General features: G+C 34.6%; 26 protein-coding genes. 17 read left to right on the top strand and 9 right to left on the bottom strand.

The features are described 5' to 3' along the window. Positions 1-50: 50 nt before the first annotated feature. The 3 genes from WBY99_RS06185 to WBY99_RS06175 form a co-directional block, all read right to left on the bottom strand. Positions 51-407, bottom strand: a complete 357-nt coding sequence (locus WBY99_RS06185) for a type II toxin-antitoxin system RelE/ParE family toxin (protein WP_423975460.1) — start codon at positions 405-407, stop codon at positions 51-53. A gap of 180 nt (positions 408-587) precedes the next feature. Then, positions 588-1,004 (bottom strand): hypothetical protein, encoded by a 417-nt coding sequence (locus tag WBY99_RS06180; RefSeq protein WP_423975459.1) that lies wholly within the window; start codon positions 1,002-1,004, stop codon positions 588-590. A 156-nt stretch (positions 1,005-1,160) separates the two neighbouring features. After that, positions 1,161-1,961 carry a head GIN domain-containing protein gene (locus WBY99_RS06175; protein ID WP_423975458.1) on the bottom strand — a complete coding sequence of 267 codons (801 nt, stop codon included), beginning with the start codon at positions 1,959-1,961 and terminating at the stop codon, positions 1,161-1,163. A 73-nt stretch (positions 1,962-2,034) separates the two neighbouring features. Between WBY99_RS06175 and WBY99_RS06170 the strand changes: the two genes are divergently transcribed. The 9 genes from WBY99_RS06170 to WBY99_RS06130 all read left to right on the top strand — a co-directional run bounded on the left by WBY99_RS06170 (position 2,035) and on the right by WBY99_RS06130 (position 9,665). Further along, positions 2,035-4,179: a M3 family metallopeptidase gene (locus WBY99_RS06170; protein WP_423975457.1), complete on the top strand. Its 2,145-nt coding sequence runs from the start codon at positions 2,035-2,037 to the stop codon at positions 4,177-4,179. Between the two features lie 423 nt (positions 4,180-4,602). Beyond that, entirely contained in the window at positions 4,603-5,808 is a 1,206-nt protein-coding gene (locus WBY99_RS06165; RefSeq protein WP_423975456.1) for a pyridoxal phosphate-dependent aminotransferase, read from the top strand. A gap of 92 nt (positions 5,809-5,900) precedes the next feature. Beyond that, positions 5,901-6,419 (top strand): DUF2199 domain-containing protein, encoded by a 519-nt coding sequence (locus tag WBY99_RS06160; protein ID WP_423975455.1) that lies wholly within the window; start codon positions 5,901-5,903, stop codon positions 6,417-6,419. A gap of 2 nt (positions 6,420-6,421) precedes the next feature. After that, positions 6,422-7,441, top strand: coding sequence for a UDP-N-acetylmuramate dehydrogenase (gene murB / locus WBY99_RS06155; protein ID WP_423975454.1), 1,020 nt, complete (start codon positions 6,422-6,424; stop codon positions 7,439-7,441). A gap of 147 nt (positions 7,442-7,588) precedes the next feature. Beyond that, entirely contained in the window at positions 7,589-7,828 is a 240-nt protein-coding gene (gene rpmB, locus WBY99_RS06150) for a 50S ribosomal protein L28 (protein WP_423975453.1), read from the top strand. A 6-nt stretch (positions 7,829-7,834) separates the two neighbouring features. Next, positions 7,835-8,017, top strand: coding sequence for a 50S ribosomal protein L33 (gene rpmG / locus WBY99_RS06145; protein WP_193811744.1), 183 nt, complete (start codon positions 7,835-7,837; stop codon positions 8,015-8,017). 20 nt (positions 8,018-8,037) lie between these two features. Next, positions 8,038-8,193: a DUF4295 family protein gene (locus WBY99_RS06140; RefSeq protein WP_423975452.1), complete on the top strand. Its 156-nt coding sequence runs from the start codon at positions 8,038-8,040 to the stop codon at positions 8,191-8,193. A gap of 108 nt (positions 8,194-8,301) precedes the next feature. Then, positions 8,302-9,255, top strand: a complete 954-nt coding sequence (ftsY, locus tag WBY99_RS06135) for a signal recognition particle-docking protein FtsY (protein WP_423975451.1) — start codon at positions 8,302-8,304, stop codon at positions 9,253-9,255. 155 nt (positions 9,256-9,410) lie between these two features. Beyond that, a complete protein-coding gene (locus WBY99_RS06130; RefSeq protein WP_423975450.1) occupies positions 9,411-9,665 on the top strand; it encodes a GlsB/YeaQ/YmgE family stress response membrane protein in 255 nt (84 codons plus the stop codon). Between the two features lie 78 nt (positions 9,666-9,743). Here the strand turns inward: WBY99_RS06130 and sppA are convergent, their stop codons facing one another. Next, entirely contained in the window at positions 9,744-11,504 is a 1,761-nt protein-coding gene (gene sppA, locus WBY99_RS06125) for a signal peptide peptidase SppA (protein WP_423975449.1), read from the bottom strand. A 20-nt stretch (positions 11,505-11,524) separates the two neighbouring features. Here sppA and folK point away from each other — a divergent pair, with 20 nt between their 5' ends. The 4 genes from folK (at position 11,525) to fmt (ending at position 16,486) form a co-directional block, all read left to right on the top strand. Next, positions 11,525-11,959, top strand: coding sequence for a 2-amino-4-hydroxy-6-hydroxymethyldihydropteridine diphosphokinase (gene folK / locus WBY99_RS06120; RefSeq protein ID WP_423975448.1), 435 nt, complete (start codon positions 11,525-11,527; stop codon positions 11,957-11,959). Positions 11,960-12,067: 108 nt separating this feature from the next. Beyond that, positions 12,068-13,504, top strand: coding sequence for an OmpA family protein (locus WBY99_RS06115; protein WP_423975447.1), 1,437 nt, complete (start codon positions 12,068-12,070; stop codon positions 13,502-13,504). A gap of 87 nt (positions 13,505-13,591) precedes the next feature. Beyond that, positions 13,592-15,499, top strand: a complete 1,908-nt coding sequence (locus tag WBY99_RS06110; protein WP_423975446.1) for a RecQ family ATP-dependent DNA helicase — start codon at positions 13,592-13,594, stop codon at positions 15,497-15,499. 39 nt (positions 15,500-15,538) lie between these two features. Continuing rightward, positions 15,539-16,486: a methionyl-tRNA formyltransferase gene (gene fmt, locus WBY99_RS06105; RefSeq protein WP_423975445.1), complete on the top strand. Its 948-nt coding sequence runs from the start codon at positions 15,539-15,541 to the stop codon at positions 16,484-16,486. A 1-nt stretch (position 16,487) separates the two neighbouring features. Here fmt and WBY99_RS06100 read toward each other — a convergent pair whose 3' ends face one another. Both WBY99_RS06100 and tsf read right to left on the bottom strand, forming a co-directional pair. After that, positions 16,488-18,803, bottom strand: a complete 2,316-nt coding sequence (locus tag WBY99_RS06100) for a choice-of-anchor L domain-containing protein (RefSeq protein ID WP_423975444.1) — start codon at positions 18,801-18,803, stop codon at positions 16,488-16,490. A gap of 99 nt (positions 18,804-18,902) precedes the next feature. Beyond that, entirely contained in the window at positions 18,903-19,727 is an 825-nt protein-coding gene (gene tsf / locus WBY99_RS06095; RefSeq protein WP_423975443.1) for a translation elongation factor Ts, read from the bottom strand. Positions 19,728-19,865: 138 nt separating this feature from the next. Between tsf and WBY99_RS06090 the strand changes: the two genes are divergently transcribed. Beyond that, the gene (locus tag WBY99_RS06090; protein WP_423975442.1) at positions 19,866-20,444 is read left to right on the top strand and encodes a DUF6759 domain-containing protein; all 579 of its coding nucleotides are present in this window, start codon (positions 19,866-19,868) and stop codon (positions 20,442-20,444) included. 5 nt (positions 20,445-20,449) lie between these two features. Here WBY99_RS06090 and WBY99_RS06085 read toward each other — a convergent pair whose 3' ends face one another. The 3 genes from WBY99_RS06085 to WBY99_RS06075 all read right to left on the bottom strand — a co-directional run bounded on the left by WBY99_RS06085 (position 20,450) and on the right by WBY99_RS06075 (position 23,276). Further along, positions 20,450-21,145, bottom strand: coding sequence for a tRNA1(Val) (adenine(37)-N6)-methyltransferase (locus WBY99_RS06085; protein ID WP_423975441.1), 696 nt, complete (start codon positions 21,143-21,145; stop codon positions 20,450-20,452). Positions 21,146-21,235: 90 nt separating this feature from the next. Further along, the gene (locus WBY99_RS06080) at positions 21,236-22,693 is read right to left on the bottom strand and encodes an ATP-binding protein (protein WP_423975440.1); all 1,458 of its coding nucleotides are present in this window, start codon (positions 22,691-22,693) and stop codon (positions 21,236-21,238) included. After that, a complete protein-coding gene (locus WBY99_RS06075; protein ID WP_423975439.1) occupies positions 22,680-23,276 on the bottom strand; it encodes a riboflavin synthase in 597 nt (198 codons plus the stop codon). Before WBY99_RS06075 ends, WBY99_RS06080 begins: the two co-directional genes overlap by 14 nt. 132 nt (positions 23,277-23,408) lie before the next feature. Between WBY99_RS06075 and pdxA the strand changes: the two genes are divergently transcribed. From pdxA to rpmF, 3 genes are all read left to right on the top strand, one after another. After that, on the top strand, positions 23,409-24,497 hold the full coding sequence (pdxA, locus tag WBY99_RS06070) for a 4-hydroxythreonine-4-phosphate dehydrogenase PdxA (protein WP_423975438.1): 1,089 nt from the start codon (positions 23,409-23,411) through the stop codon (positions 24,495-24,497). A gap of 88 nt (positions 24,498-24,585) precedes the next feature. After that, positions 24,586-25,101 carry a YceD family protein gene (locus WBY99_RS06065; RefSeq protein WP_423975437.1) on the top strand — a complete coding sequence of 172 codons (516 nt, stop codon included), beginning with the start codon at positions 24,586-24,588 and terminating at the stop codon, positions 25,099-25,101. Between the two features lie 74 nt (positions 25,102-25,175). Beyond that, a partial coding sequence (gene rpmF, locus WBY99_RS06060) for a 50S ribosomal protein L32 (protein WP_423975461.1) occupies positions 25,176-25,309 on the top strand: 134 nt, incomplete at its 3' end.

Genomic DNA, 25,309 nt, shown 5'->3' with positions numbered 1-25,309 from the left:
CTGTTTCTCCGTATCTTTTGTCAAGATGTTGGGCGAGAGTTTTAATGTTTTTATTTTTTGTTTCCATTATTTTCTTTTTGTTCGTTAAAATATTCTGCCATTATTTTTTCTGCTTTGTTCAATTCTTTTGTTGGTGTTTTCTGAGTTTTCTTTTGAAACCCGTTGAAAAGAACTACTAAATTTCCTTTATCAAAACAGCAAAATATTAGATAAATGTTGCTTTCGAATTCAATTCGAATTTCAAAAAGTCCTTTTACACCTTCAATACTTTTAAAAAATTTAGTTGGAACGCGTTCAAGAATTGTCATCATAAAAAGCACTTCGTCAACTTTGTCCTTTGCGGTTAAGGTTTCAAAAAAGTCGTCAAAGTAATCTTTATAAAAAACGATTTCTCTAATTATTTCCACTTGCCAAAGTTAACGAATAATGGAACATTATCAAAATAAAAATGAAATATATTGTAGGGGTTTCTCTGTAATTGTTAATTCATGTATTACTTTGTTTATAGAATTCCTTTTCGTTCAAAAGAAACGTGTGCTAAATTAAATTGCCCACACGAAAGGATTCGGGAGCGATGGGCGATTTTTTTAGTTTTCGATTATTTCGTCAATATTGATGTCATTCAAAATCACCGAAATAAAGTTTTCTTTATTTTGAAATACTATTTCAGCACCCATATCGTAATGCTCATGTTTTTTGTCTGGAATTAAAATATGAACAACTTTATAATTTTCAAAATCAATTTGAGAATTAAAAATCTTAAGTTTTTGCCTGATAGAAATCCAATTTGTTTCTATTTTTTTAAAATAATCAAACTGATATTTTGAAATTTCACTTTCATTAATTGGAAATAAAATTTCAATATTTTTATCAATAGTTGAATTAATTATTCCTTTAAAATTTTTTGTTCCGTCAAATTCGCTATAGAAAAATTGACCAATACTATTAGATATAGGATTATGGTTTTCTTTTTTCGAAGATTTAAAAATGTCAAATAGACCCATGTTTACGATGTTTTGTGATACGTTTACAGTTAAACTCAAATATACACAACTTTCCCAATCTCAACAAAAAACTAACGCAACTGACACTACATTCCAAAAAAAATACCCCACAGAAAATTCTGCAAAGTATCTTTTTAAATATTTAAAATAGCATTTCTACTGTATCGAAACGCTTCCGCCGCTGCTTTCTTTTTTGCTAATGATATTCAGATTTCCTTTTCTGTAAATAGAAATATCACCCGACGAACTTGCCGAAGCGTTCAGCTGATTAGAGACAGAAAGACTCACATCTCCGGAACTTGAAGCTTTTATATCTGCGTTTTCAGCAATCATTTTTTGTGCATTTAAAGTTCCGGAGGAAGAGGCGCTTAAATTGGCATTTTTTGTTTTCCCCGAAATGTTAATGTCTCCCGAAGAAGTGGCTTCCGATTTTAAATTGACAGCCCAAATTTTTCCTGTAAAACTGCCCGAACTTGAAACATTAATCGACATTTCATTGGCTTCTAAATTCCCGGAAATGTCGGCAGAGCTGGAAGCCTCGATATTCATTCGGTCTTGCGTAAATTGATCTTTAATTTTAATTGATGCCGAAGAACTGGCTTTTACCGCAGAAAAATCTTTAGCAAAAATCTTTGCTGATACATTTCTTGCCGAAATATTTACACCAGATTTGAAATGGATGTATAATTTTCCATTATTATTTTCAACCAAAATATCTTCAATAATATCTGATGGAGCAGTAATTACCACTTTTTCTTCGTCGGCTTTCACCACTTCTGCATTGATGGATTGTGCTACTTTAATTTCGTCAAATGACATTTTGAACTCTTTATTTTTTATTGGTCCAGTCCCAACTTTTGGTACAACATTAAAAGAGAAACCGCCGTTGTCGGATTTTACGTTGCAAGATGATAAAGTGAAAAATGCGGCAAGAACTGAGATGGTGAGTGTTTTCATAGTTTTATTTTAATTTGTTATGTTAAAGATAAATTTTAAATTAATACCTTTATCCTTTAATAACAATTTACGAATGAAAAATATTACATCTGTTTTTTTAATTTCCTCTTTGGCGATGACAACAGCCTGCACCACTATGAAAACTTCAGAAAATTCCGCTACAGAAATCGCTGTACCCAACGCTGATATGGCGAATAATCCGTTCATGAAAAAAAGTTCGTTGCAATACCAAGCTCCTGAATTTAATAAAATTAAAGACGAACATTTCAAGCCAGCATTCGATTATGGAATGAAAATTCAATTGGCAGAAATTGAAAAAATTGCCAATAATAAAGCAACTCCAACTTTCGAAAATACGCTTTTGGCATTAGAAAACAGTGGCGAAGTTTTGAAAAGAGCGCAAATCGTTTTTTATAATCTCACCGGATCTAACACCAATTCTGAGTTGCAGAAGTTGGAAGAAGAATATGCGCCGATTTTTTCGGGACTTTCGGATCAGATTTATTTGAATGAAAAATTGTATTCAAGAATTAAAGCCATTAAAACCAATGGTTTAGGATCAGAAGAAAAACGACTTTTGGAAGTGTATAAAACCAATTTCGAAATCGCTGGTGCGAATCTTTCCGCTGAAAATAAAGAAAAAGTTAAAAAAATTAATGAAGAATTAGCAACACTTTCTACTCAATATTCAAGTAAGCTTTTGGAAGCTCGAAAAAATGGTTCGGTACTGATTACTGATGTAGAAGAACTCGATGGGCTTTCTGCCGACGAAATTGCCGCAGCTGCCGCCGATGCGAAATTGGCGGGGCAAGAAGGGAAATATCTTTTAACTTTATTAAATACAACTCAGCAACCTCTTCTTCAGAATTTGAAAAACCGTGCGACTAGAGAAAAACTCTTCAAAGCATCTTGGTACAGAGCCGAAAAAGGCAATGCCGATGATACTCGAAGTAACTTGGAAAGACAAGTGAAATTGAGAATGGAAAAAGCACATTTAATGGGTAAAAAATCTTTCGCTGAATGGAAACTCCAAGATCAAATGGCGAAAACTCCAGAAAATGCAATGAATCTTTTGGCTAAGTTAGCAACTCCAGCTGTGGCAACTGCGAAAAGAGAAAGCGATGAAATTCAGAAATTAATCGATCAGCAAAAAGGCGGATTTACCGTGGAACCTTGGGATTGGAATTTCTACGCAGAGCAAGTTCGAAAAGCAAAATACGACCTTGATGAGAATGAAATAAAACCTTATTTCGAAGTGAAAACGGTTTTAGAAAAAGGTGTTTTCTACGCTGCCGAAAAGTTTTACGGAATTACTTTTAAAGAAAGAAACGATTTGCCAGTGTACCATCCGGACGTTGTGGCTTACGAAGTTTTCGATAGAGATGGCAAATCTTTGGCGATTTATTACTTAGATTTTTATACCAGAAATAATAAAAACGGTGGCGCTTGGATGAGCAATTTTGTGGAACAAAGTCATCTTTTGGGGCAAAAACCTGTGATTGTAAATGTTTTTAATTATCAGAAACCTGCGGAAGGAAAAGCATCTTTAATTTCTTATGATGATGTAAGTACGATGTTCCATGAGTTCGGACATACTTTACACGGATTGTTTGCAGACCAAAAATACATTTCGATTTCGGGAACGAATGTGCCACGTGATTTTGTGGAATTTCCTTCTCAGATTAATGAGTTTTTTGCGTTGGAACCTTCTGTGTTGAAGAATTATGCTATTCATTATCAAACCAAAAAACCAATGCCACAAGCGTTAGTTGATAAAATTAAAAAAGCAGGAACTTTTAATCAAGGATATTCGACAACAGAATTGGTTTCTGCGGCGACGATTGATATGAACTGGCATTCGGTGACCGATGAATCGCAGTTTAAACCGACTTTGGAATTTGAAAAAGACGTTTTGGCGAAATATGGTTTTAACTTAAAAGAAGTTCCGCCAAGATATCATTCTCCTTATTTTGCGCATATTTTTGGCGGCGGATATTCTGCAGGTTATTATGCGTATATGTGGAGCGATATGTTGAATGCCGATGCTTGGGATTGGATTACAACGCATGGCGGAATGACCCGTGAAAACGGCGATCGTTTCCGTAAATATATTTTATCTGTTGGAAATTCTGTAGATTTAAATGATGCTTTTAAAGAATTTACCGGAAGAACTCCAGATTTGAAACCATTGTTGAAAATCAAAGGATTTGTAAAATAAAATTTTTTAAAATATTTTTGAAACCGTGGATTCTTTCTGCGGTTTTTTCTTTTATTTCCTTTTGAAATAGTGATAATTCCGAAAGCGTGACATTATTAAAGTTTTTTAAACGAGCCGCAGAGCCGCGAACTATTGGTAGAAATGAAGACAAGCAAAACCCGAAGCTCCAGAGGAGCGATCACCAACGATGATGTTTTTTTATTTTAATTAGAATGATTTCCTCTCAGTAGACAAACAAACCGCCCGAAATTTTAGCCCAGATCGCGGTGGAAATACTGGCAGTGCGGAAACATCATTTGAAAAGATTGCTTCACTTTGTTCGCAATGACAGATTGCAGCGAAGAGCTGGACTGAAATCTCAAAGAAGGAATAATCGTGTTGCTCCTAAAAAATTTCTTAATTTTGTAAAAATAATAAATTAAAATGCCGAAAATATCTCATAGAGCGCAGAATATGCCTGCGTCGCCCGTTAGAAAACTCGTTCCTTACGCATTACTCGCAAAACAAAAAGGAATAAAAGTGTATCATTTGAATATTGGTCAACCCGATATTGAAACTCCGAAATCTGCTTTGGATGCGGTGAAAGATAATCATTTAAAGATTTACGAATATGCACTTTCAGAAGGGAATTTAGAGTATAGAACGGCATTAAATAATTATTATCATTCTTTAGGATTTACGGATTTAACGACCAATAATTTTATTGTAACCAACGGTGGTTCAGAAGCGTTGAATTTTGCGATTTCCACTTTGTGTGACGATGGAGATGAAGTGATTATTCCGGAACCTTATTATGCGAATTATAACGGTTTTGCAAGCACTTTTAACGTAAATGTTGTTGCGGTTTCTTCAACGATTGATAGCGGTTTTGCGTTGCCTCCGATTGAAGATTTTGAGAAGAAAATTACGCCAAAAACGAGAGCGATTTTAATTTGTAATCCAGGAAATCCGACAGGTTATCTTTACACCAGAGAAGAGTTGCAACAATTGGCAGATATTGCTTTGAAACACGATATTGTGATTATTTCCGATGAGGTTTATCGCGAATATGTATATGATGGAAAGCAACAAATATCGATGTTGGAATTTCCGGAAATTGCGGAAAACTGTATCATCATTGATTCAGAATCCAAGCGTTATTCGATGTGTGGTGCAAGAATTGGTTTTATGGTGATGCGTTCGAAAAAAATTCATGATGCGGCGATGCTTTTTGCGCAAGCAAGATTAAGTCCGGTTCTTTTGGGTCAAATTGCAGCTGCTGCAGCGCACGTAAACGATACCGAATATATTTTGAAAGTCCTTGCAGAATATACGCACCGAAGAAATGTGTTGGTTGATTTGCTGAACGGGATTCCCGGAGTGATTTGTCCGAAACCGAAAGGGGCATTTTATTGTGCGGTAGAACTTCCAGTGGATGATACCGATAAATTTGCGCAATGGCTTTTGGAAAGTTATTCGAACAACAACGAAACCATTATGGTTGCGCCAATGAGCGGATTTTATAGCAATCCAGAATTGGGTAAAAAACAAGTGCGAATTGCTTATGTTTTGAATGAAGCGGATTTGCGAAGAAGTGTGGAATTGCTGGAAGATGCGCTTCAAAAATATAAAATTGAGTTTGATCTTTAATATCAATAGGAACGGGCTTTAGCCCGTTTTTTAATTGTGAAAGCAATTGGCTTTAGCCAAAATTTATGTAGATTTGATAAATTATGATTCCAATGAATTCTGAGTATAAATGTTCTGTTTGTGGTGAAATTCATCACGACTATCCTGCACTCACTTTTTCTTATCCCAATTCGTATTATTGGCTAACCGAGGAGCAAAAAAACAGTTATCCTATTCATATCGATTCAGATTTTTGTATCATTGAATATCCAGATAGAACAGATCGGTTTATTCGGGTGGTGTTGAAGCAGAAAATCATGAATACCTCTCGTTATTTGGAATATGGGCTTTGGGTTTCTGTAAGTGAAGAAAATTTCGAAGACTATCACACTAATTTCAATAATGAAAATCACGAAACCATCTATTTCGGTTGGTTGAGTAATGCGCTTCCAGATTATCAATTTGAAAAAGGGGTGGCGATGGATGTGAAAACTAAACCTGGGAATGAAAGACCAGAAGTTTATCCTCAGTTGGATTTTAGTCATCCTTTTGTAGTCGATTTTTATCATGGAATTGCTAAAGAAGAAGCCGAAAAAAGAATTCATAATATGCTCGCAAACAGTCCTAAATAAATATGAAGATTCAACAAAATTTTTCATTAAAAAATCTCAATACTTTCGGAGTTGATGTTTCTGCGAAATATTTCGCAGTAGTTTCGTCGATTGATGAACTTCTCGAAACACTCAATTACTCAATTACTCAAAATACTTCACGACTTTTCCTCGGTGGCGGAAGCAATATTTTGTTTACCAAAGATTTCGATGGATTGGTTATTCAATTGAATTTAAAAGGAATTTCTGAGGAAACTTTGAATGATAATGAAGTTTTGGTAACGGCAAAAGCGGGTGAAAACTGGCATGAATTTGTACAGTTTTGCTTGAATAAAAACTACGGTGGTTTAGAGAATTTATCGTTGATTCCAGGGAATGTAGGAACTTCGCCAATGCAGAATATCGGCGCTTACGGAACGGAAATTAAAGATACTTTCGTGAGTTGTAAAGTATTGAATTTAGAAACTTTAGAAGTGGAAGAGTTCAATCATGAAAAATGCAATTTCGGTTATCGTGAATCTATTTTTAAAAGAGAAGGCAAGGGAAAATATGTGATTTTGAAAGTTACTTTCAAATTGACAACTAAAAATCATTTGATTAAAACCGAATATGGCGCAATAAAAACCGAGTTGGAAAAATTAGGAATTGAAAATCCTACGATTCAAGATGTTTCGAAAGCAGTGATTCATATTCGACAAAGTAAATTGCCTGATCCAAAAGTAATTGGAAATGCGGGTAGTTTTTTTAAAAATCCGTCGATTCGTTTGGGGAAATTTGAAAATTTAAAACTTCAATTTGAGAATATTCAAGGTTATCCGAACGGAAATTTCGTGAAAGTTCCTGCGGGTTGGCTCATCGAACAATGCGGCTGGAAAGGGAAACAAATAGGGAATGTAGCTTCTCACAAACTACAATCTTTGGTTATTGTGAATGCTACGGGAAATGCGACAGGGAAAGAGATTTTTGGTTTTTCGACGATGATTATTGATTCGGTAAAAGAGAAATTTGGAATTGAACTAGAAAGAGAGGTAAATATTGTTTAGTATTAAAAAGGATTTGCCTTTCCAAATAATAGCAGTGCAGAAGTTTGAATTTTCTTTGAAATAATTTACAATATTATTTGTCTAACTAAAATATTCTTCGTTATTTTGCACTCTCAAATATTTATTCAGAAATAAGAACGTCGAGATATGTCAAGAATTTGCCAAATAACAGGAAAGCGTGCCATGGTAGGAAACAATGTTTCTCACGCTAATAACAAAACGAAGCGTCGTTTTGAAATTAACTTATTGGAAAAGAAATTTTTCCTTCCAGAGCAAGAGAAATCTGTAACTTTAAAAGTTTCAGCTCATGGATTGAGAATTATCAATAGAATAGGGATTGAAGAAGCAATATTAAGAGGAACCAGAAGTGGTTTCATTAAAAAATAAGAAATCATGGCAAAAAAAGGTAATAGAGTACAGGTGATTTTGGAGTGCACAGAGCACAAAGAAACTGGAGTAGCAGGAATGTCAAGATACATCACTACTAAAAACAAAAAGAACACTACCGAGAGATTAGAGTTGAAAAAATTCAATCCTGTTCTTAAGAAATATACTGTTCACAAAGAAATTAAGTAATTTTTTAAAGCAAATAAAAAATGGCAAAAAAAGTAGTAGCAACGCTTCAAGGTGGTGCAGGTTCAAAAAAAATGACCAAAGTTGTGAAAATGGTAAAGTCTGCGAAAAGTGGAGCTTACGTTTTCGATGAGAAAGTAATGAACGCTGATGAAGTTGATTCTTATTTGAAAAAATAATTTCGACTCACACGAGAATATATAAAACTATCCTAAATGGATAGTTTTTTTATTTTATCTTTGTTTGCTATTGGCAAATGTTTATAATTCAAATTTGTAATTTTTATAATGAGTTGGTATAAAAAGATTTTTAAAAAAGAAGAAAAGGAAACTTTAGATAAAGGTTTGGAAAAATCGAACCAAGGTTTTTTTGAAAAAATTTCGAAAGCAGTTGTCGGGAAAAGTACTGTTGATGATGAGGTTTTGGATGATTTGGAAGAAGTGCTCATCGCTTCTGATGTAGGTGCTTCTACAACGATAAAAATTATTGAAAGAATTGAGCGACGTGTTGCACGAGATAAATTTGTGGGAACCGATGAACTCGATCAAATTCTACGAGAAGAAATTTCAGGTTTATTATTAGAAAATCCACATATCGGAACGGGAAACATCGATGAGTCTAAAAAGCCTTATGTCATCATGGTTGTTGGTGTAAATGGCGTTGGTAAAACGACGACAATTGGGAAGTTAGCACACCAGTTTAAATCAGAAGGTAAAAAAGTGGTACTTGGTGCTGCAGATACTTTCCGTGCGGCTGCAACAGAGCAATTAACGATTTGGAGTGAAAGAGTTGGAGTGTCGATTGTGAAACAAAATATGGGCAGTGATCCTGCTTCTGTTGCTTTTGATACTGTTCAAAGTGCGGTTGCTAATCAAGCAAATGTTGTGATAATTGATACTGCAGGGCGTTTGCATAATAAAGTGAATCTGATGAACGAACTGACGAAAATTAAAAGAGTGATGCAGAAAGTAATTCCTGATGCTCCTCACGAGATTCTTTTGGTATTGGATGGTTCTACTGGACAAAACGCTTTTGAGCAAGCCAAGCAGTTTACAGCAGCTACTGAAGTTAATGCACTGGCGATAACCAAGTTAGATGGCACAGCGAAAGGAGGAGTGGTAATCGGGATTTCTGATCAGTTTCAAATTCCTGTAAAATACATCGGTGTTGGTGAGAAAATGACTGATTTACAGTTGTTTAATGGAGTTGAATTTGTAGATTCCTTTTTTAAAAAGAGATAAGATTTATAAATATGCGATTTTAATACTATTGAATTTCAAAATAGTAAATTCATATTTTTTGAACCAATTTATGTAATTTATATTATTTTGGTCTTATGTTTGATATTAAATTGATAATAATAATTAATTAATAGTAACATTTAAAATTGAGAACTATGGGAATTTTAACTTGGATCATTTTTGGTCTTATCGCAGGAGCTATTGCAAAATTCATTATGCCTGGTAATCAGGGAATGGGTTGGTTAATGACGATCATTTTAGGAATTGTTGGCGCCTTCGTTGGAGGTTGGATTGGCAGCATGCTGGGCTGGGGAACGGTAAATGAGTTCGATATTAAAAGTATGTTTCTCGCCGTTTTGGGAGCTTTACTCCTTCTATGGGTTTTTGGAATGGCTACGAAACGTAGTTAATGCACAATATAATATTATAAAAATAAATCCCGACCTGAATTTCAGGGCGGGATTTGCTTTTAAATTTAACGAAAGGATTTAATCGATTTTAATTTCAAAAGGCATTTTCATCATTACGCCTTCTTGTAATTTCGGATTGGTTATTTGTTCAAACATCTTGTAGTTTTCTACGCCGATTTTATTTTTAATCAATCTTGCAGAAATTTCATCTTCATCTAGGTTTTTGAAAATTTGATCAAACTGACTCATTTTCTTTGGATAAGCTGTTACGCCATAATCTTTCAACTTTACTTTTTGTGCTGCGAAATTGATTGCATCTTGCAATGTGCCTAATTCATCGACCAAGCCAATTTCCTTCGCACGAGTTCCGCTCCAAACTCTACCACCACCGATTTCATCAATTTGCTCAAACGATTTCTTACGGTTTTCTGTTACGAAATGTACAAATCGCTTATAAGTTTGTTCTACGTTTTTTGTTAAAATATTTACTCCTCCTGGGGTGACTCCATTTACGAGGGAGTACATGTTAGAATTCGCATTGGTAGTCACTGCATGAGAAGTTAGGCCGTTTTTGTTCGCAGCTTCTTTAAAGTAAGGAATCATCCCGAAAACGCCGATAGAACCCGTTAAGGTATTTGGTTCAGCGTAGATTTTGTCTGCCGCCATTGCGATATAATATCCACCTGAGGCGGCATAATCACCAAAAGAGACAATGATTGGTTTTTTCTTTTTCAGTTGTTGTAATTCGAATAAGATTTCATCAGAAGCATTTGCACTTCCGCCAGGAGAGTTTATTCTAAGAACTACGGCTTTCACTTTGTCATTTTCTGCTATCTTTTTAATTTCTTTTACGAAATTATCAGCGTAAATATTTTGATATCCTTCACCGTTATAGATTGCTCCAGAGGCATAGAGTATCGCAATTTGGTCATCTTTTTTAGAATTGTCATGATAAGAATTGATGTATTTTTTAAAAGATACTTTGGTGAGTTTGTCTTTTTCTGTGAGATTTAGTTTTGTTTTAATCATTTGGTCGTACTCACTTTTCTGCATTAACTTATCTACTAATTTATGATTTAAACTTAGTTCAGGAATCGCTCCATAAAGACTATCGACAATAGTTCGAAATTGCGCAGGATCAATTTTTCGTGAATTTGCGATTTTCTGTGAATTTATAGACCAAATATCATTTAATAAAGTAGAAAGTTGTTCTTTGTTTTCGGGAGACATATCATCTCTCATAAATGGTTCTACAGCAGATTTGTATTTTCCGTGACGGATGATTTGAATTCCAATTCCGTATTTTTCTGCAAAGCTCTTCATGTATAAGACTTCTGTTGATAAGCCTTTCAAGTCGATGCCACCCGCTGGATTTAGAATGTATTGATCAGCGACAGAGCCTAGGTAATAGGAGGGTTGCGATACCACGTTGCCATAAGCATATACGAATTTTCCACTTTTCTTAAAGTCTTCTAAAGCACTACGAATATCATCTAACTGCGTAAAACCAGCATGAATTCCATCCGTTTCGATGCTTATACCTTTAATTTTATCGTCAGATTTTGCTTTTTTAATTGCTTCTAACATGTCGAATATTAAAATATTTTTTTCTTTAGTATTCACATTGAAAGATAATAAAGCATCTTGATCTTCTGTAGGGCTATCAATAATATTTGTTTTAAAATCTAATGTTAGTATAGTATTGTCTTTTATGTTAGGTTTTTGATCACCACTGAAGGCACTTGCTGCGATAATCATTATTAAAAACAATGAAAACACTGCGGCTATAATGATAATTGCAACTATATTTGCCATAACATTTTTAAAGAAACTCTTCATAATTTATATATTTGAACGATATGTCGCAACAAGAGGCCACTTTGTTACTCGGAAGCAATTTGGGAGATCCTAAAAGTAATATAGGGTTAGCGCTCCATTTGATAGAAAAGGACATCGGGGAGATAATAAAGAAAACCGAAATGGTATTTACTGAACCCGTAGAATTCGCTAGTAATAATATTTTTTGTAATATTGCATTGGTGATAAAAACTCAATTTTCTCCCATAAAACTCTTAGATAAAATAAAATTAATCGAAAGAGAAATGGGCAGAGCAAATGATACATTGATTTCAGGAGTATACCAGGACAGGATTATCGATATCGATGTTGTATGTGTTGGTCATCTTCATTTCTGTTGTAACGAATTGAAAATTCCCCATCAAAAACATTTATATCAACGTGAGTTTTCTAGAAAACTTTTGGACGAATTGTCGAGCATTTGTAAATCATTCTAATGATTTAAATTTGAAATATTAATTGTTATAAAATTGGGTTATTAAATGTAAAGTTGGTTTTAAACGCCTGACTTATAAATAGATGTGATTAATAAAAAGACGAAAATTATGAAATTAAGTTTAGCTTCAGTTGTATTAGCAGTCTTTTTGCCAGCTGCTATTTTTGCGCAAAATACCTCCTCTGGTAATTTTCCGAATGCTTATACTTCGGGATCTGCAAACGGATCTAGTTTAACTCAAGAATCAAAAAAATTTAATGATTGGGCTATTTCTGCTGGCGTAGGTATACCACTAGTTACTGGTGAAGAGTCTAGTTCTCTTAAAGAATTCGGAGCGAATAAAAATTTTTTCGGATGGTCCTCTTACTTAAGTGTTGATAAAGCACTCTCTCATGCTTTTGGCCTTAAAATTCAATACGATAAAGGGGAGGCAAGACAAGGATTGATAAATACGAAAGACCGTATTGCTTCAACAAAAAGTGATGATTCAAGGACTCAATACGATGCAATTTCTATATTAGGAGATATTAATTTTTCAAACCTTTTGAGAAGGATAGATAATCATTCGCCTTTCAGATGGGCATTACATGGTTATGCTGGCTTTGGTACTTTAGCATACAGAACTTATCGACAAGATGACGGCGGAGCTTATAATCAAAATTTAGTATCGGAAATTAAACCCTTTAAATTAGGGAGTTTATTCGGGCAAGCCGGTGCTGGACTTAAATTCCGCGCTACAAAATTTTTAGATCTTGAAGCAAGAGGAATGTATGTCTTAACAGGTGATGATAATTTTGATGGTTCAGGTGGTATTTTATATAACGGAAAAGTTAATGATAACTCTTCGGATAACTTAATTAATATTACGTTAGGAGCAACTTTAAATTTAGGAAAACACGAATCTCACCTTTTTTGGCATGACCCACTTCAGGAAATCTATTATAAGTTAGATGTGTTGGCTGATAGGAATCAAGATGTTGAAGTTTGTAAAAAAGGAGATGCTGATAATGATGGGGTTTGTGACGACTGGGACAGACAATTAGATACTCCTGCAGGAGCAAGGGTTGATGGTGCTGGTGTAGCTTTGGATACGGATATGGATGGAGTAATTGATTTATATGATAAGTGTGTCACCGTTCCAGGACCTATAGAAAATGATGGTTGCCCGCTAGATTCAAAAGCGACAGTTTCAGATGAGACCAGAACATTAGAAGGAATTGAATTCGATGTGAATTCAGACAGGATTCTTCCATCTAATACTCCAATTTTAAACAATGCAGTTAATTATATTAATTCATCAGAAGGTTCTTACTATGTAATTGGAGGAACTGATACGCAAGGTATTAGCACTTACAACCAAAAATTATCTGAAAGAAGAGCGAATAATGTTAAGAATTACTTAATCAAAAATGGTGTAAATTCAGGTAAGTTAGATGCGATAGGAAGAGGTGAAACAAACCTTAAATATCCAGAATGTGAGCCTGCAACGAAATGTCCAGAATGGAAAAACAGAGCGAACAGAAGAGTTTACTTCGAAGCAAAGTAATTTTTTCAAGCTTTTAAATACCAAAGAAAAGTCACGTTAATCGTGGCTTTTTTTGTTTAATGATATTTGTTTCTGTAATTTTACTCGATGATTTCCCAACAAGATTTTGAAAAATTAAAAAAGCAAACCCTAAAGCATTTTTGGGGTTATGATTCCTTTCGGGATTCACAAGAAGAAATCATTAATTCGATTATTTCAGGCAAAGATACATTGGCGCTACTCCCTACTGGTGGCGGAAAATCACTTTGTTATCAACTTCCGGCTTTGGTGTTAGAAGGAACTTGTTTGGTCGTCTCTCCGCTTTTGGCACTGATGAAAGATCAAGTCTATCAGATGAAAAACATCGGAATAGAAGCAGAATACCTCTCGTCAGAATTAGATGAATATGATGCCGAAATTATTTTTAACCGTTGCAAAGACGGCTTGACCAAATTATTATACATTTCACCAGAACGTTTGACCAATCGATTATTTTTACAAAATTTAGAAGAAATTGAAATCTCATTTATCGCAGTCGATGAAGCGCATTGTATTTCGGAATGGGGACAAGATTTCCGACCGAGTTACCAACATATCAAAGCATTCAGGGATCAATTAAAAAACATTCCCTGCGTTGCACTGACAGCCACTGCAACTCCAAAAGTTTTACAGGAAATTCAGTTAAAGCTCCATCTTAAAAATCCGGTTATTTTTCAGAAAAGTTTTCGACGAAATAATCTTAAAATTATAGCTGACAAAATTTCTGATAAATATGAAAGAGTTCAAAATCTTTTAAAATACAACAACTCCTCCGGAATTATCTACGTCAGAACCAGAAAAGAAGCCGAAGAGCTTTCCGCTTTTCTTCACCGAAATCAAATCACAAATGTCGATTTCTTTCATGCCGGGATTCCAGTAAAGGAAAAAAATGCAAAACAGAAACTTTGGTTGCAAAGTCAAGATCAAGTCTTGATTTCTACCAATGCTTTCGGGATGGGAATCGACAAGGATAATGTGCGCTTTATTATCCATTTTTCTCCAGCTGCATCTATTGAAAATTATTATCAGGAAATCGGTCGGGCCGGACGGGATGGTGCAGAATCGTATGCTTTTCTACTTTGGAATGAGCAGGAATTAAAGAATTTTGACCAGATTTTAATCAATCAAATCCCGTCGAAAGCAGAGTTTCAGAATATTGTTTCTTATTTATATTCCACTTTTCAAATTGCAGAAAATGATCTGCCGGACAATGTATTTCAACTTCATATTCAAAAAATTCAGAAATTTACAAAAGTATCTTTAGCAAAGATTAGAAGCGTACTTCAGTTTTTGCATCATCAGGAAATTATTTTTTATAATTATCAAAATTCTCTTTCATCACTGGAGCTTAAAATTTCTTCTGATGAAATCGATTTATTACCCAAAAAAGATGCTTATTTTATTGAACTTTTATTGCGAACTCTTTCCGGACTTACCACGCACAAAGTGATGTTCAGCGAAAAAGCTTTGAGCAATAAAATCGATTCTGATCCTCATTTGGTAAAAGAACGGTTGCGTGAATTGCAAAAAAAAGGCTATTTAGATTATATCGATGGAGCTTTGTCAAGTGTTAAGTTTCTGAAACATCGGGATCAGCGGGCAATAGAAGGAAAGTATTGGAATCTTTTTTCTCAGATTCAGAAGAACAAAATTCAGAAATGGGAGGAAATGAAATTCTTTGTTCAGGATAATGACTTCTGTAAAATGAAACTCATCTTGTCTTATTTCGGCGAGAAAAATATCAAAAACTGTGGGCATTGTTCGGTTTGTGAACATCAAAAAGAAACGGTCTTCGGGCGTGATGTTTCCCAGGAGATTTTAGAAATTTTAAAAATAGCTCCGGCAAATGTAGAAGAGATTTCCATTAAGCTGAATTATTTTGTTAAAGAAAATGTTTTAGAAAATCTGATTCATTTGCTTGATTCGGGTAAAGTGAAAATGCTCAATTTTAGAACATACTGTTATAATCACAATTAAAGTGATTTGTTATTTAAATATCCTCAATTATTATATTCAATGAAATCATTAAAAGTTATATTTTTCGGAACTCCAGAATTTGCAAAAACTTCATTAGAAGCGATTCATCAGTCTCATCATGAAGTTGTGGGCGTGGTAACGGTGGCAGATAAAGCGAGTGGCCGTGGACAAAAAATTCATCAATCTGCAATTAAAGTATTTGCAGTAGAAAATAATTTGCCAGTTTTTCAACCTGAAAAATTACGGGATCCTGAATTTTTAGAAAAAATTAAAAAACTCAATGCCGATGTTTTTGTCGTTGTAGCATTCCGAATGATGCCCAAAATTCTATTTGAAATGCCCGAAATGGGAACTTTTAATCTTCATGCTTCATTGCTTCCAGATTATCGTGGCGCGGCTCCGATTAATTATGCGGTAATTAATGGTGAGAAAAAAACAGGAGCAACTACTTTTTTTATTAATGAAAAAATTGATGAGGGAAATATTCTTCTGCAAAAGGAAATCGAAATTTCACCTGAAGAAAATGCCGGCGAATTACACGACCGTTTAATGGAAATGGGTGCGGAACTCGTCGTTGAAACTTTAGATGGTTTGTCTGAAAATTCAATTCAGGAAAAACCGCAACCCACTGTTGAACATCCGAAAAATGCTTTTAAAATTTTCAAAGAAGATACCCGAATTCAATGGAATCAAAATGCAGAAACCGTTCATAATTTCATCCGTGGAATGTCGCCGTATCCGGCAGCTTTTACGACCATTAAAATTGGAGAAGACGAAAAATTCTTAAAAATTTATAAGGGTAAATTTGAAAATATCGCTCATGACAAAACACCGGGAACTTTAGAAATCGATAAACATCAATTCAAAATCTTTACGAAAGATGGCTTCTATTTCCCTGAAGAAGTTCAACTGGAAGGAAAGAAAAGAATGTCTGTAAAAGATTTTCTGAATGGTTTTCAGCATTTCGACCACATTTCGATCGGATAATTTAGTTTCTGTTTTTCAGTAAAATCCAGCCTTTGTAGGAAACCGGCAAATTAGTGTCAGGCTCCGTCCAGCTCAGGATGTACCAATACGTTCCGGTCGGAAGAACTCTGCCGTTCATTTTGCCATCCCAGATATAAGGTGTTTTTTGGGAGATGAAAACTTGATTTCCATAGCGATCGAATATCTCGATTTTTACGTCTTTTTTAATGCTTAAATCCGAATAATCCAAAACATCATTTTTGCCATCTGCGTTGGGCGTAATGACATTAATTAAATTAATGACTAAAAATTCTTTAAAAATAGTTTCGCAATTCTGCGCATCTTTCACATAAACTTTACGAAGTCCTCGTGGAACATTGGTGAAAATATTGGAGCCTTGGAAAGTGATATTATCCAATGAATATTGATAAGGTGAATTTCCGCCGTTTACAAAAACAGTTGCTGTATTTCCGGTGACATCGATATTGGTAATTTGTGGAAGTTCAGCTGCGGTAACTTTTACAAATTGACGATAAATACAGCCATTGGAACTTAGATCTACCCAATAATCGCCGATTTCCACATTTGAAATGCTTGATTTTGAAATGCCTTCTTCACCAGTGCTCCATTTGTAATAATCGAATCCGGAACCAGCATCTAAAGTTGTTGTAGAATCACCGCAAATTGGTTTGTCTTTTAGAATCAAGGACTCGTTTGGCGTATTTTTAATAATCGTAATTTCCGCCACATTTGCACAATCTGTACTGTTTTGTAATCGAATACCAAAAGTTCGGGAAGCCGTAGTTACAGTTTGTGATGCTGAAATCGGATTCGTATTATTTTTTGCATCTGCAAGAGAAGCGAAAAAGAATGGAGTAATCGTTGAATCTGATGTGAATTCTGCTAGATATCTATTCAAATCAACGGAAACGGAGCCTGTGCGGTTGTTATCACAATTGGGTGCAGTGGTAAAATTACTTTTTAAAAGTGGTGTTTTATCTTTAATCATTAGTTTAATTTGTCCAATGACGGGCGAACATCCTAAGGTACTTTCAACCCTTACGAAAACATCGGTGTCTGCGGATAAAAGCCAGCCGTCTGCCAACGGTGTTCCTGTGCCGTCCTGCGCATCGGTCTGTTTTAGATAATATTTAGGAACGTAAATCGGGCTGAAATTGGAAATGATCTGACTGCTTACCGTGGTGAAATTTATCGGCACACTTCCTGTTAATTTTTCATCACAAAGTGGATAACTGCCATAATTAATGATTGCTTTTGGCTGAATCTCAACTTTAACCGAACCTTTAAGGATGCAGCCTCCGAGACTCACTTCTACTTCATAATTTCCGTTATCCGATGGTAAACCCGGAATTGATAACTGAGCATTTGTTTCTCCGGAAAGGGCAACGTTTTCTTTAAACCACTGGTAAGAAGTTGCGCCTGCAGTCGTGGCGTCCAATATTTTGGTTTCTCCTTCACAGAGTGCATTGTTGTTCGTTATTAAGAGATCCGGACCTAAATCTTTTTTTCCAACAAAACTGCCGGCTTTTAAAAATACCGCGGAATCAAACTGATAATTTAGATGATCTGCAATAACCAGCTTGATATGATACATTTGGCCGGGAATGATGTCGTCTTTTTTTGCAGTTAAAACTTTGGTTTGTCCGTTGTAATTTGTTGGGGAATCGTCGCCTCCGTTTGCACTGTTAAATCCTCCGAAATAATTGGTGTTTTTTGGGCATTTGCCAGAGCCGTTAATGGTCTTGGTGTCGACAGGTTCTAATGTGTTGGGAACAAGAGCAATATTTTCATAATCAGCGGTGCTGCCGCTTTTCTTAATTAAAAAAGCAAACGCATCCGAATAGTTACAGTTTCCGTCATATGATTCTTCAGAAAGGAACATGTATTCGAAACTTATTCCGGTCGTATTGTTTGCTATAAAATCGAATTCTAAAGACGTAGCATTTACAGAAGGACTTGCAGCGGGGATTTTGTATTCTAAATCACTGTCACCTACCCAGAGAGAGCCGGAGCCATCACTTAAGGTGGTTTTATTCGGTCCTGGCGCCTTAATTGCACTTCCTGTACTTAAAATAATTCCTTTTTCAATATCAAAAGGCAAAGTTCCTTTTTCGAAATAACCATAACTGAAAGGTTTAAGGTTGTCGTAATCTTGCCAGTTTTTTACTGATGCATTTGAAAATGTTATACAACTTGCATTTTGAGCCCCAATAAACTCCCTCACGAGGTCGTCAGGACTTTTGTAACTTACGGTGATGTATTGTGAGTTTCCTACAATAAAGAATAGTCCGAAAAGTAAAGAAAGTAAATTTTTCAATGTTATAAAAATTAGACGTCAAAAATACTGCTATTTCGCCGAAAAAAAAATCTCTTTCTAAAAATAGAAAGAGATTTTAATTATATTAAAGTGCAGAAATTAAGTAAGGCTTGCTCTTACATATCCTACAGCTTTCAAATCGCTGTTGACTGATTTTACATAGTCGGCAACAGATATGCTTGAATCTTTGATGAAAGACTGGTGTACCAAAGTGTTGTCTTTGTAGAAACGCTGCATTTTTCCTTTAAGGATATTTTCGATAATGTTCGCAGGTTTTCCTTCTTTGGTCAATAATTCTCTTTCGATTTCTAATTCTTTATCAATCGTGTCTTGAGAAACCATCGTTTCATCTAAAGCGATTGGGTTCATTGCAGCAACCTGCATAGAAACAGATTTTGCAACTTCTGCAGCTCCATCTACATTTGCAGATAAAGAAGTGATGGCAGCAATTTTATTTCCAGCATGGATATAAGCTCCTAAGAAAGGTCCTTCGATTCTTTCGAAAGCACCGATTTCTATTTTCTCACCGATAATTCCTGTTTGCTCGATTAATTTTTCTGCAACCGTTACTCCGTGGAAATCAGATGCTAAAAATTCTTCTTTGTTTGCATAGAAAATAGCTTGTTCAGCAAGTTCGTGAGCGAGCTCTACGAAGCTGTCATTTTTTCCAACGAAATCTGTTTCACAATTTAAAGCGATAATTGCTCCCATCGTGTTGTCTTGGTTTACTTTTGCAATTACAGCACCTTCATGAGAATCTCTGTCTGCTCTGTTAGCAGCAACTTTTTGTCCTTTTTTTCTAAGGTTTTCAATTGCTTTATCGAAGTCTCCTTCTGCTTCAACTAATGCTTTTTTGCAGTCCATCATTCCTGCGCCTGTGATATTTCTTAATTTAGCTACATCTGCAGCAACTGGTGTGTACATATTTCTTGTTTTTTTAATTAAAAATTGATTAAGTTAGCTATGTTTTTAAGCGTTGCAAAGATAATAAATTTCACACAAACTAAAAAGTACAATTTTTCGTTATTTCTAAAATGTAGAATTCTAAAACTTAACTCATTGATGAAAAAATATATCTATTTCTTGTTTTTATTTATTTCATTTTTTTCTTATGCTCAATCGAAATATACCATCGAGCAGGTTGAGAAAAGTACCGATGCACAGGTGATTGCCAATTTCATTAAATTCAATCCTGATCATCCGAGAACCCCTGAGTTTAAAAGAAAACTTTTTGCAGTGATAAATAGTGATAAAACACCAGCTCAACAAGCGAAAATTACGAAACCCACGATTGCACCAGTAAATACAATGCCCCATAAAAATGAAGTAAAAAGAGATATTGCCAAAAACGGTTCGAACACCAACCATAAAGGAAGCGAAGATTTATTGAATCATCTTTTTAATAGTGATTCTAGCAGCAAGACTGCTTATGTGCAAATCAAAAATAAATCAAAATGCAACTTGATTGTAAAACTCAGTGGTAAGAAATTCTACAACGTAAATGTGCCGGCAGATAATGAAAATTTTATTTTAGTAGAAAAAGGCAATTATACGCTAACAACAATGGTTTGTGATGCTAAATATTCGTCGACAAAAAATATTTTAAAAGATATCGTAATTACTTTGAACGCTCCGAAATAAAAGATTTATTTTGAGAATTGATGAAATTCTTCTGTAAGCTTTAGATACTCGTCTGTATATTTCCGTGGAGATTTTTCGATAACTAACTCCGACTCATCTGCTTCTTTTTGCTGAAATCCAAATTCTAATAACAGTCTTTTCGGTTTAGAGTCTCTGATTCCATAAATCTGTATTTTATTGTTTAAATACAATGATTTTTTGTTGCAATATTTTTCAAATAAAAGACCAGATTCGAAAGGGATAATCACTGAAAGTAATCCTTTTTCAGATAATAAATCCGATGATTTTTCAATTAAAAACTCGAAAGAAAGTTCGGTTTGTTGTCTCGCAATAATGTCTTTTTCTGACTCATTTTCTTTGAAATAAGGAGGGTTCGAAACAATTAAATCATATTTTTCTTTTGAATTAAAGTTTTTATAATCCTGTAGAAAAACCTTTAATCTGTTTTTAAATGGCGAATTTTCAAAGTTTTCTTTAGCGAGCATTACAGCATTTTCATTAAGGTCGATTGCGTGAATTTCTGCTTGCGGATTTCTTTGGGCCAACATCAATGAGATTAAGCCACTTCCTGTCCCGACTTCCAGAATGTTTTTCGCATTGCTAACTGCTGAAGCAGCGCCGAGCAGCACGCCATCAGTTCCGACACGAAATACCGTTTTGGATTGCTGAATGCTAAATTGTTTAAACTGAAAAGGTTTCACTGAAATTAAGAATATTAGGAATTTTAATCAAAATAAATTTTAGATGGTATAGCGACGTAATTCTTTAGACCTTTATTGTTTTATTTGAATTTATTTCAAATTGTTAGGAAGCGAAATAGTAAAGGTTGTTCCTTTTCCAAGTTCAGATTTTACGGATATTTCACCTTTATAATCTTCCACCATTTTGCGAACCATCGTTAAGCCGAGACCCATTCCGCTAGATTTGGAAGTGAAATTAGGTTCGAAAATTCGACTATAATAATCTTCAGAAATCCCGATGCCATTATCTTCTACGGTAATAATGATTCTTTTTTGCCTTTGTTCTACATCGATATTAATGATGTTCTCTCGCTTATCATCGCCTGCTTGTCTTGCATTAGAAACCAAATTAGTAATGATTCTGGAGAGGTAGATTTTGTCCATTTCAATCATTATTTTCTCCTTGTTCGCATGAAAGTAAATCTTTTCGTCACTGAAAATATTGATGATATTTTTTATTTCTTTATTTAAATTAAAAATCTCATTGTTCTTTTCCGGCAGTTGCGCAAACTGTGAAAAAGCATTTGCAACCGTGGCTACCAAATCGATTTGATCGACTATCGTTTTGCTTAGATATTTTACTTTTTTGTAGATGTCTGGATCGTTCGGGTCAAATTTTCTTTCGAAATTCTGAATGGTCAGTTTCATCGGTGTTAAAGGGTTTTTTACTTCATGAGCAACTTGTTTTGCCATTTCTCGCCAGGCCTCTTCTTTTTCTTTAAAACTAAGTCTTTCTTTTTGTTCTTTAATCTGAAGAATCATTTTGTTGTAAGCTTTTACCAGCTGATTTAATTCATCATTTTGGTAATATCGAATTGGTTGCGGATCATCTTCGAAAAGGGTGACTCTATTAATTAAATCTGAAAATTTGGTTACTGCTTTTGTCAAGTTATTCGAGATAATCCAACTCAACCAAACTCCAAACGCAATTACAAAAAGATTAACAATGAAAATGTAATTGAGGTATTTGTTGAACACACTTACATAAGAAGCATCATTGTGATGATAAGGAAAATACACGATAGCAATTGGCTCTAGCATATTGTTTTTCAGAATCATATAGGAAGAGGTTATATTGGAGCCTGTTTTCGGATCATAGTTTTGAAAATCAACTCTTTTGTCGCTTTTCAAAACCTGATTTATCACTTCTAAGGAAAGTTTTTTAGTGGAAATCAGATTGATGTCTTTATTAGAAATTACAAAATTCCCGTTCAAATCATAAATAATAATATCTTGATTGTTGATATCGGCAATTTCGAAAATGGCATTTGATAAAATTTTTGGTAAATCGTCGGTTTGTGCTTGGGTGTGACTTACTGCGTAATCAAGAGCAGACATAAGGGACTCCGCTCTTTTCTGAAGATCGGTTCTGCTTTGTTCGGTCGCATTATTTTTTAAAATAAAGTAGGATAAGGTAGAAGAGCCTGTGATGCTGAGAAAGCAAATCAGCAGGAATCCCCAGAAAACTTTATTTCTTAAACTAAAACCTTTGTATTTAGTGAGTGGCATTTATTTTCATCAATTTATTAACATATTTTCCAATAATATCAAATTCTAGATTGACGGTGTCCCCAATTTTTAGACTTTTCATATTCGTAAATTCCCACGTATATGGGATAATTGCGACTGAAAAATCGTTCAAGCCACTTTCGGCAACGGTTAAACTAATTCCGTTTACAGTGATTGAACCTTGCGGAACGGTTGTGTATTCATTAGTGCTTTTATAGGAGATGGTGATGAAAAAACTTCCATCTTTATCTTGTATGTTTTCTACCACTCCCGTTTTGTCAACATGACCTTGAACCAAATGCCCATCTAGTCGCCCATCGAACTTCAAGCAGCGTTCCAAATTAACTTCGGTGCCTATTTCCCATTTGCCAAGATTTGTTTTTTCTAAAGTTTCATCAATTGCAGTTACCCGATAATGAGTTTCGGTAATTTCTACCACTGTTAAACAACAGCCGTTGTGCGCTAAACTTTGATCAATTTTTAATTCTTGGGTGAAAGGACAGTTTAAAATAAAATCGATATTGCTTTCATTATGATTGATTGCTTCTACAATTCCGGTCGCTTCTACAATTCCTGTGAACATGTTTTTGATATTTTTTTAAGAGAAAAGATGAACTAAAAATCGATTAATTCTTTAGAATAAAAATAAAGTAATAGTAGTTAATCCTAATTTGTTAAATTTGTAAAATTCTATTAATTTTCAAAGATAATAAAAATGAGTCCGAAACAACATAAAATAAAAGTGGGAATTTCTATCGGTGATTACAATGGGATCGGTCCAGAAATCATTATGAAATCTCTGAAAGATAAATCTATTACCGATTTTTTTACGCCCATTATTTTTGGTTCCGGAAAACTATTTACCTATCAGAAAAATATTTTCAAACTTCAGCATAACTTTAATTATATCACCGAGGCTTCTCAAGCTCAAGATGATAAAATTAATATGGTGAATCTTTGGAAAGACAATGTGAATGTCAATTTAGGAACTCCTACCGAAGAATCTACCCGAATGGCAATTGATTCTTTAGAAGCCGCAACCAATGCTTTGATGAAAGGAGAAATTGATGTTTTGGTTACCGCTCCTATTAATAAAGAGGAAATGATGAAACAAGGTTTTCAACATGCAGGTCACACGGGTTATTTGGAAGAGAAATTCGGTAAAAAAGGATTAATGTTTTTGGTTACCGATGATTTAAAAGTGGCGGTTTCTACCCATCATATTCCGATTGCTAACGTTGCAGAAAACATTTCTAAAGAGAAGATTAAAAAGCAAATCAAACTATTAAATCAGTGTTTAATTGAAGATTTCTGTATCGAAAGACCAAAAATTGCAGTACTCGGATTAAACCCACATGCTGGAGATGGCGGAGCGATTGGCAGAGAAGAAATTGAAATCATCGAACCAGCAATCCGAGAATTATTTGATAATGGAGTATTGGCATTTGGTCCTTATCCGGCAGACAGTTATTTTCAGCCGAATAAATATAAGAACTTTGATGCAGTGTTGGCAATGTATCACGATCAGGGTTTAGCTCCCTTCAAAACGTTGGCTTATGAAGAGGGTGTAAATTATACTGCTGGTTTGCCTTTTGTCAGAACCTCTCCAGATCATGGCGTTGCTTATGATATTGCTGGTGAAAATATTGCTGATGAACAGAGTTTTACCGAAGCAATTTTCATGGCAATTAAAGTTTTTAATAATAGAAAAGAATATAATGATCTAATGACTAATCGTATGCAACCTCGCAGAAGCTCTTCTAGTAACAGTGCTGATGAGGATTTGCCGGTTGATCGGGCATAGTAAATAGGCCTGGAAAATATTTACTAGAGATTTGTTTAAGATTAATTTGTAATATTAAAAAAAATGCATATTTTTGCACACTCATTTTATGGACAAGTTTAGAAACTACGATATTGAGTTTTCGGGATTGAAAAACGGAAAACACGAGTTCAGGTTTGAGATAGATAAGAAGTTCTTTCAACTTTTCGATACTGAACAAGAATTTACAGAACCTAAAATAGTTGCTGATATCTTAATGGATAAGCATACCACTTTTTTAGAACTTTGGATTAAAACTTCGGGAACAGTTAATTTAGTTTGTGATATTTCAAACGAACATTTTGATTATTCTATAGAACATGAAATTGAAGTTTTGGTAAATTTTGGGGAAGAATATGATGACAGTAATGTTGATGTGATTACCATTCCAAGAACGGATCATGCTTTCAATGTCTCGCAACTAATTTATGAAGACGTGATGTTATCAATCCCAATGAAAAAAGTTTCTCCTCATGTTTGTGATGAAGATTTAGAGATTCTAGAAAAGTTCAGTCCTAAAGATATCGTTGAAGAAGAACCAGAAGTTGACCCGAGGTGGGAAGCATTAAAGAAATTAAAAGATTAAAAATAAATAGTTTAAAATGATGAGAATTGAGAAATCAAATACTCATCGCTCATCAAATTAAAAAGTTATAAGAAATGGCACATCCAAAGAGAAGACAATCGTCAACAAGAAGAGATAAAAGAAGAACTCACTACAAAGCAGTAGTTCCTCAATTAGCAAAAGATGCAACATCAGGTGAAATGCACTTGTATCACAGAGCACACTGGCA

It is taken from the genome of Kaistella sp. (assembly GCF_049588135.1).
Classification (GTDB): domain Bacteria; phylum Bacteroidota; class Bacteroidia; order Flavobacteriales; family Weeksellaceae; genus Kaistella.
The sequence above is the reverse complement of the archived record's forward strand: the minus strand, read 5'-3'. Positions and strand labels throughout refer to the sequence as shown.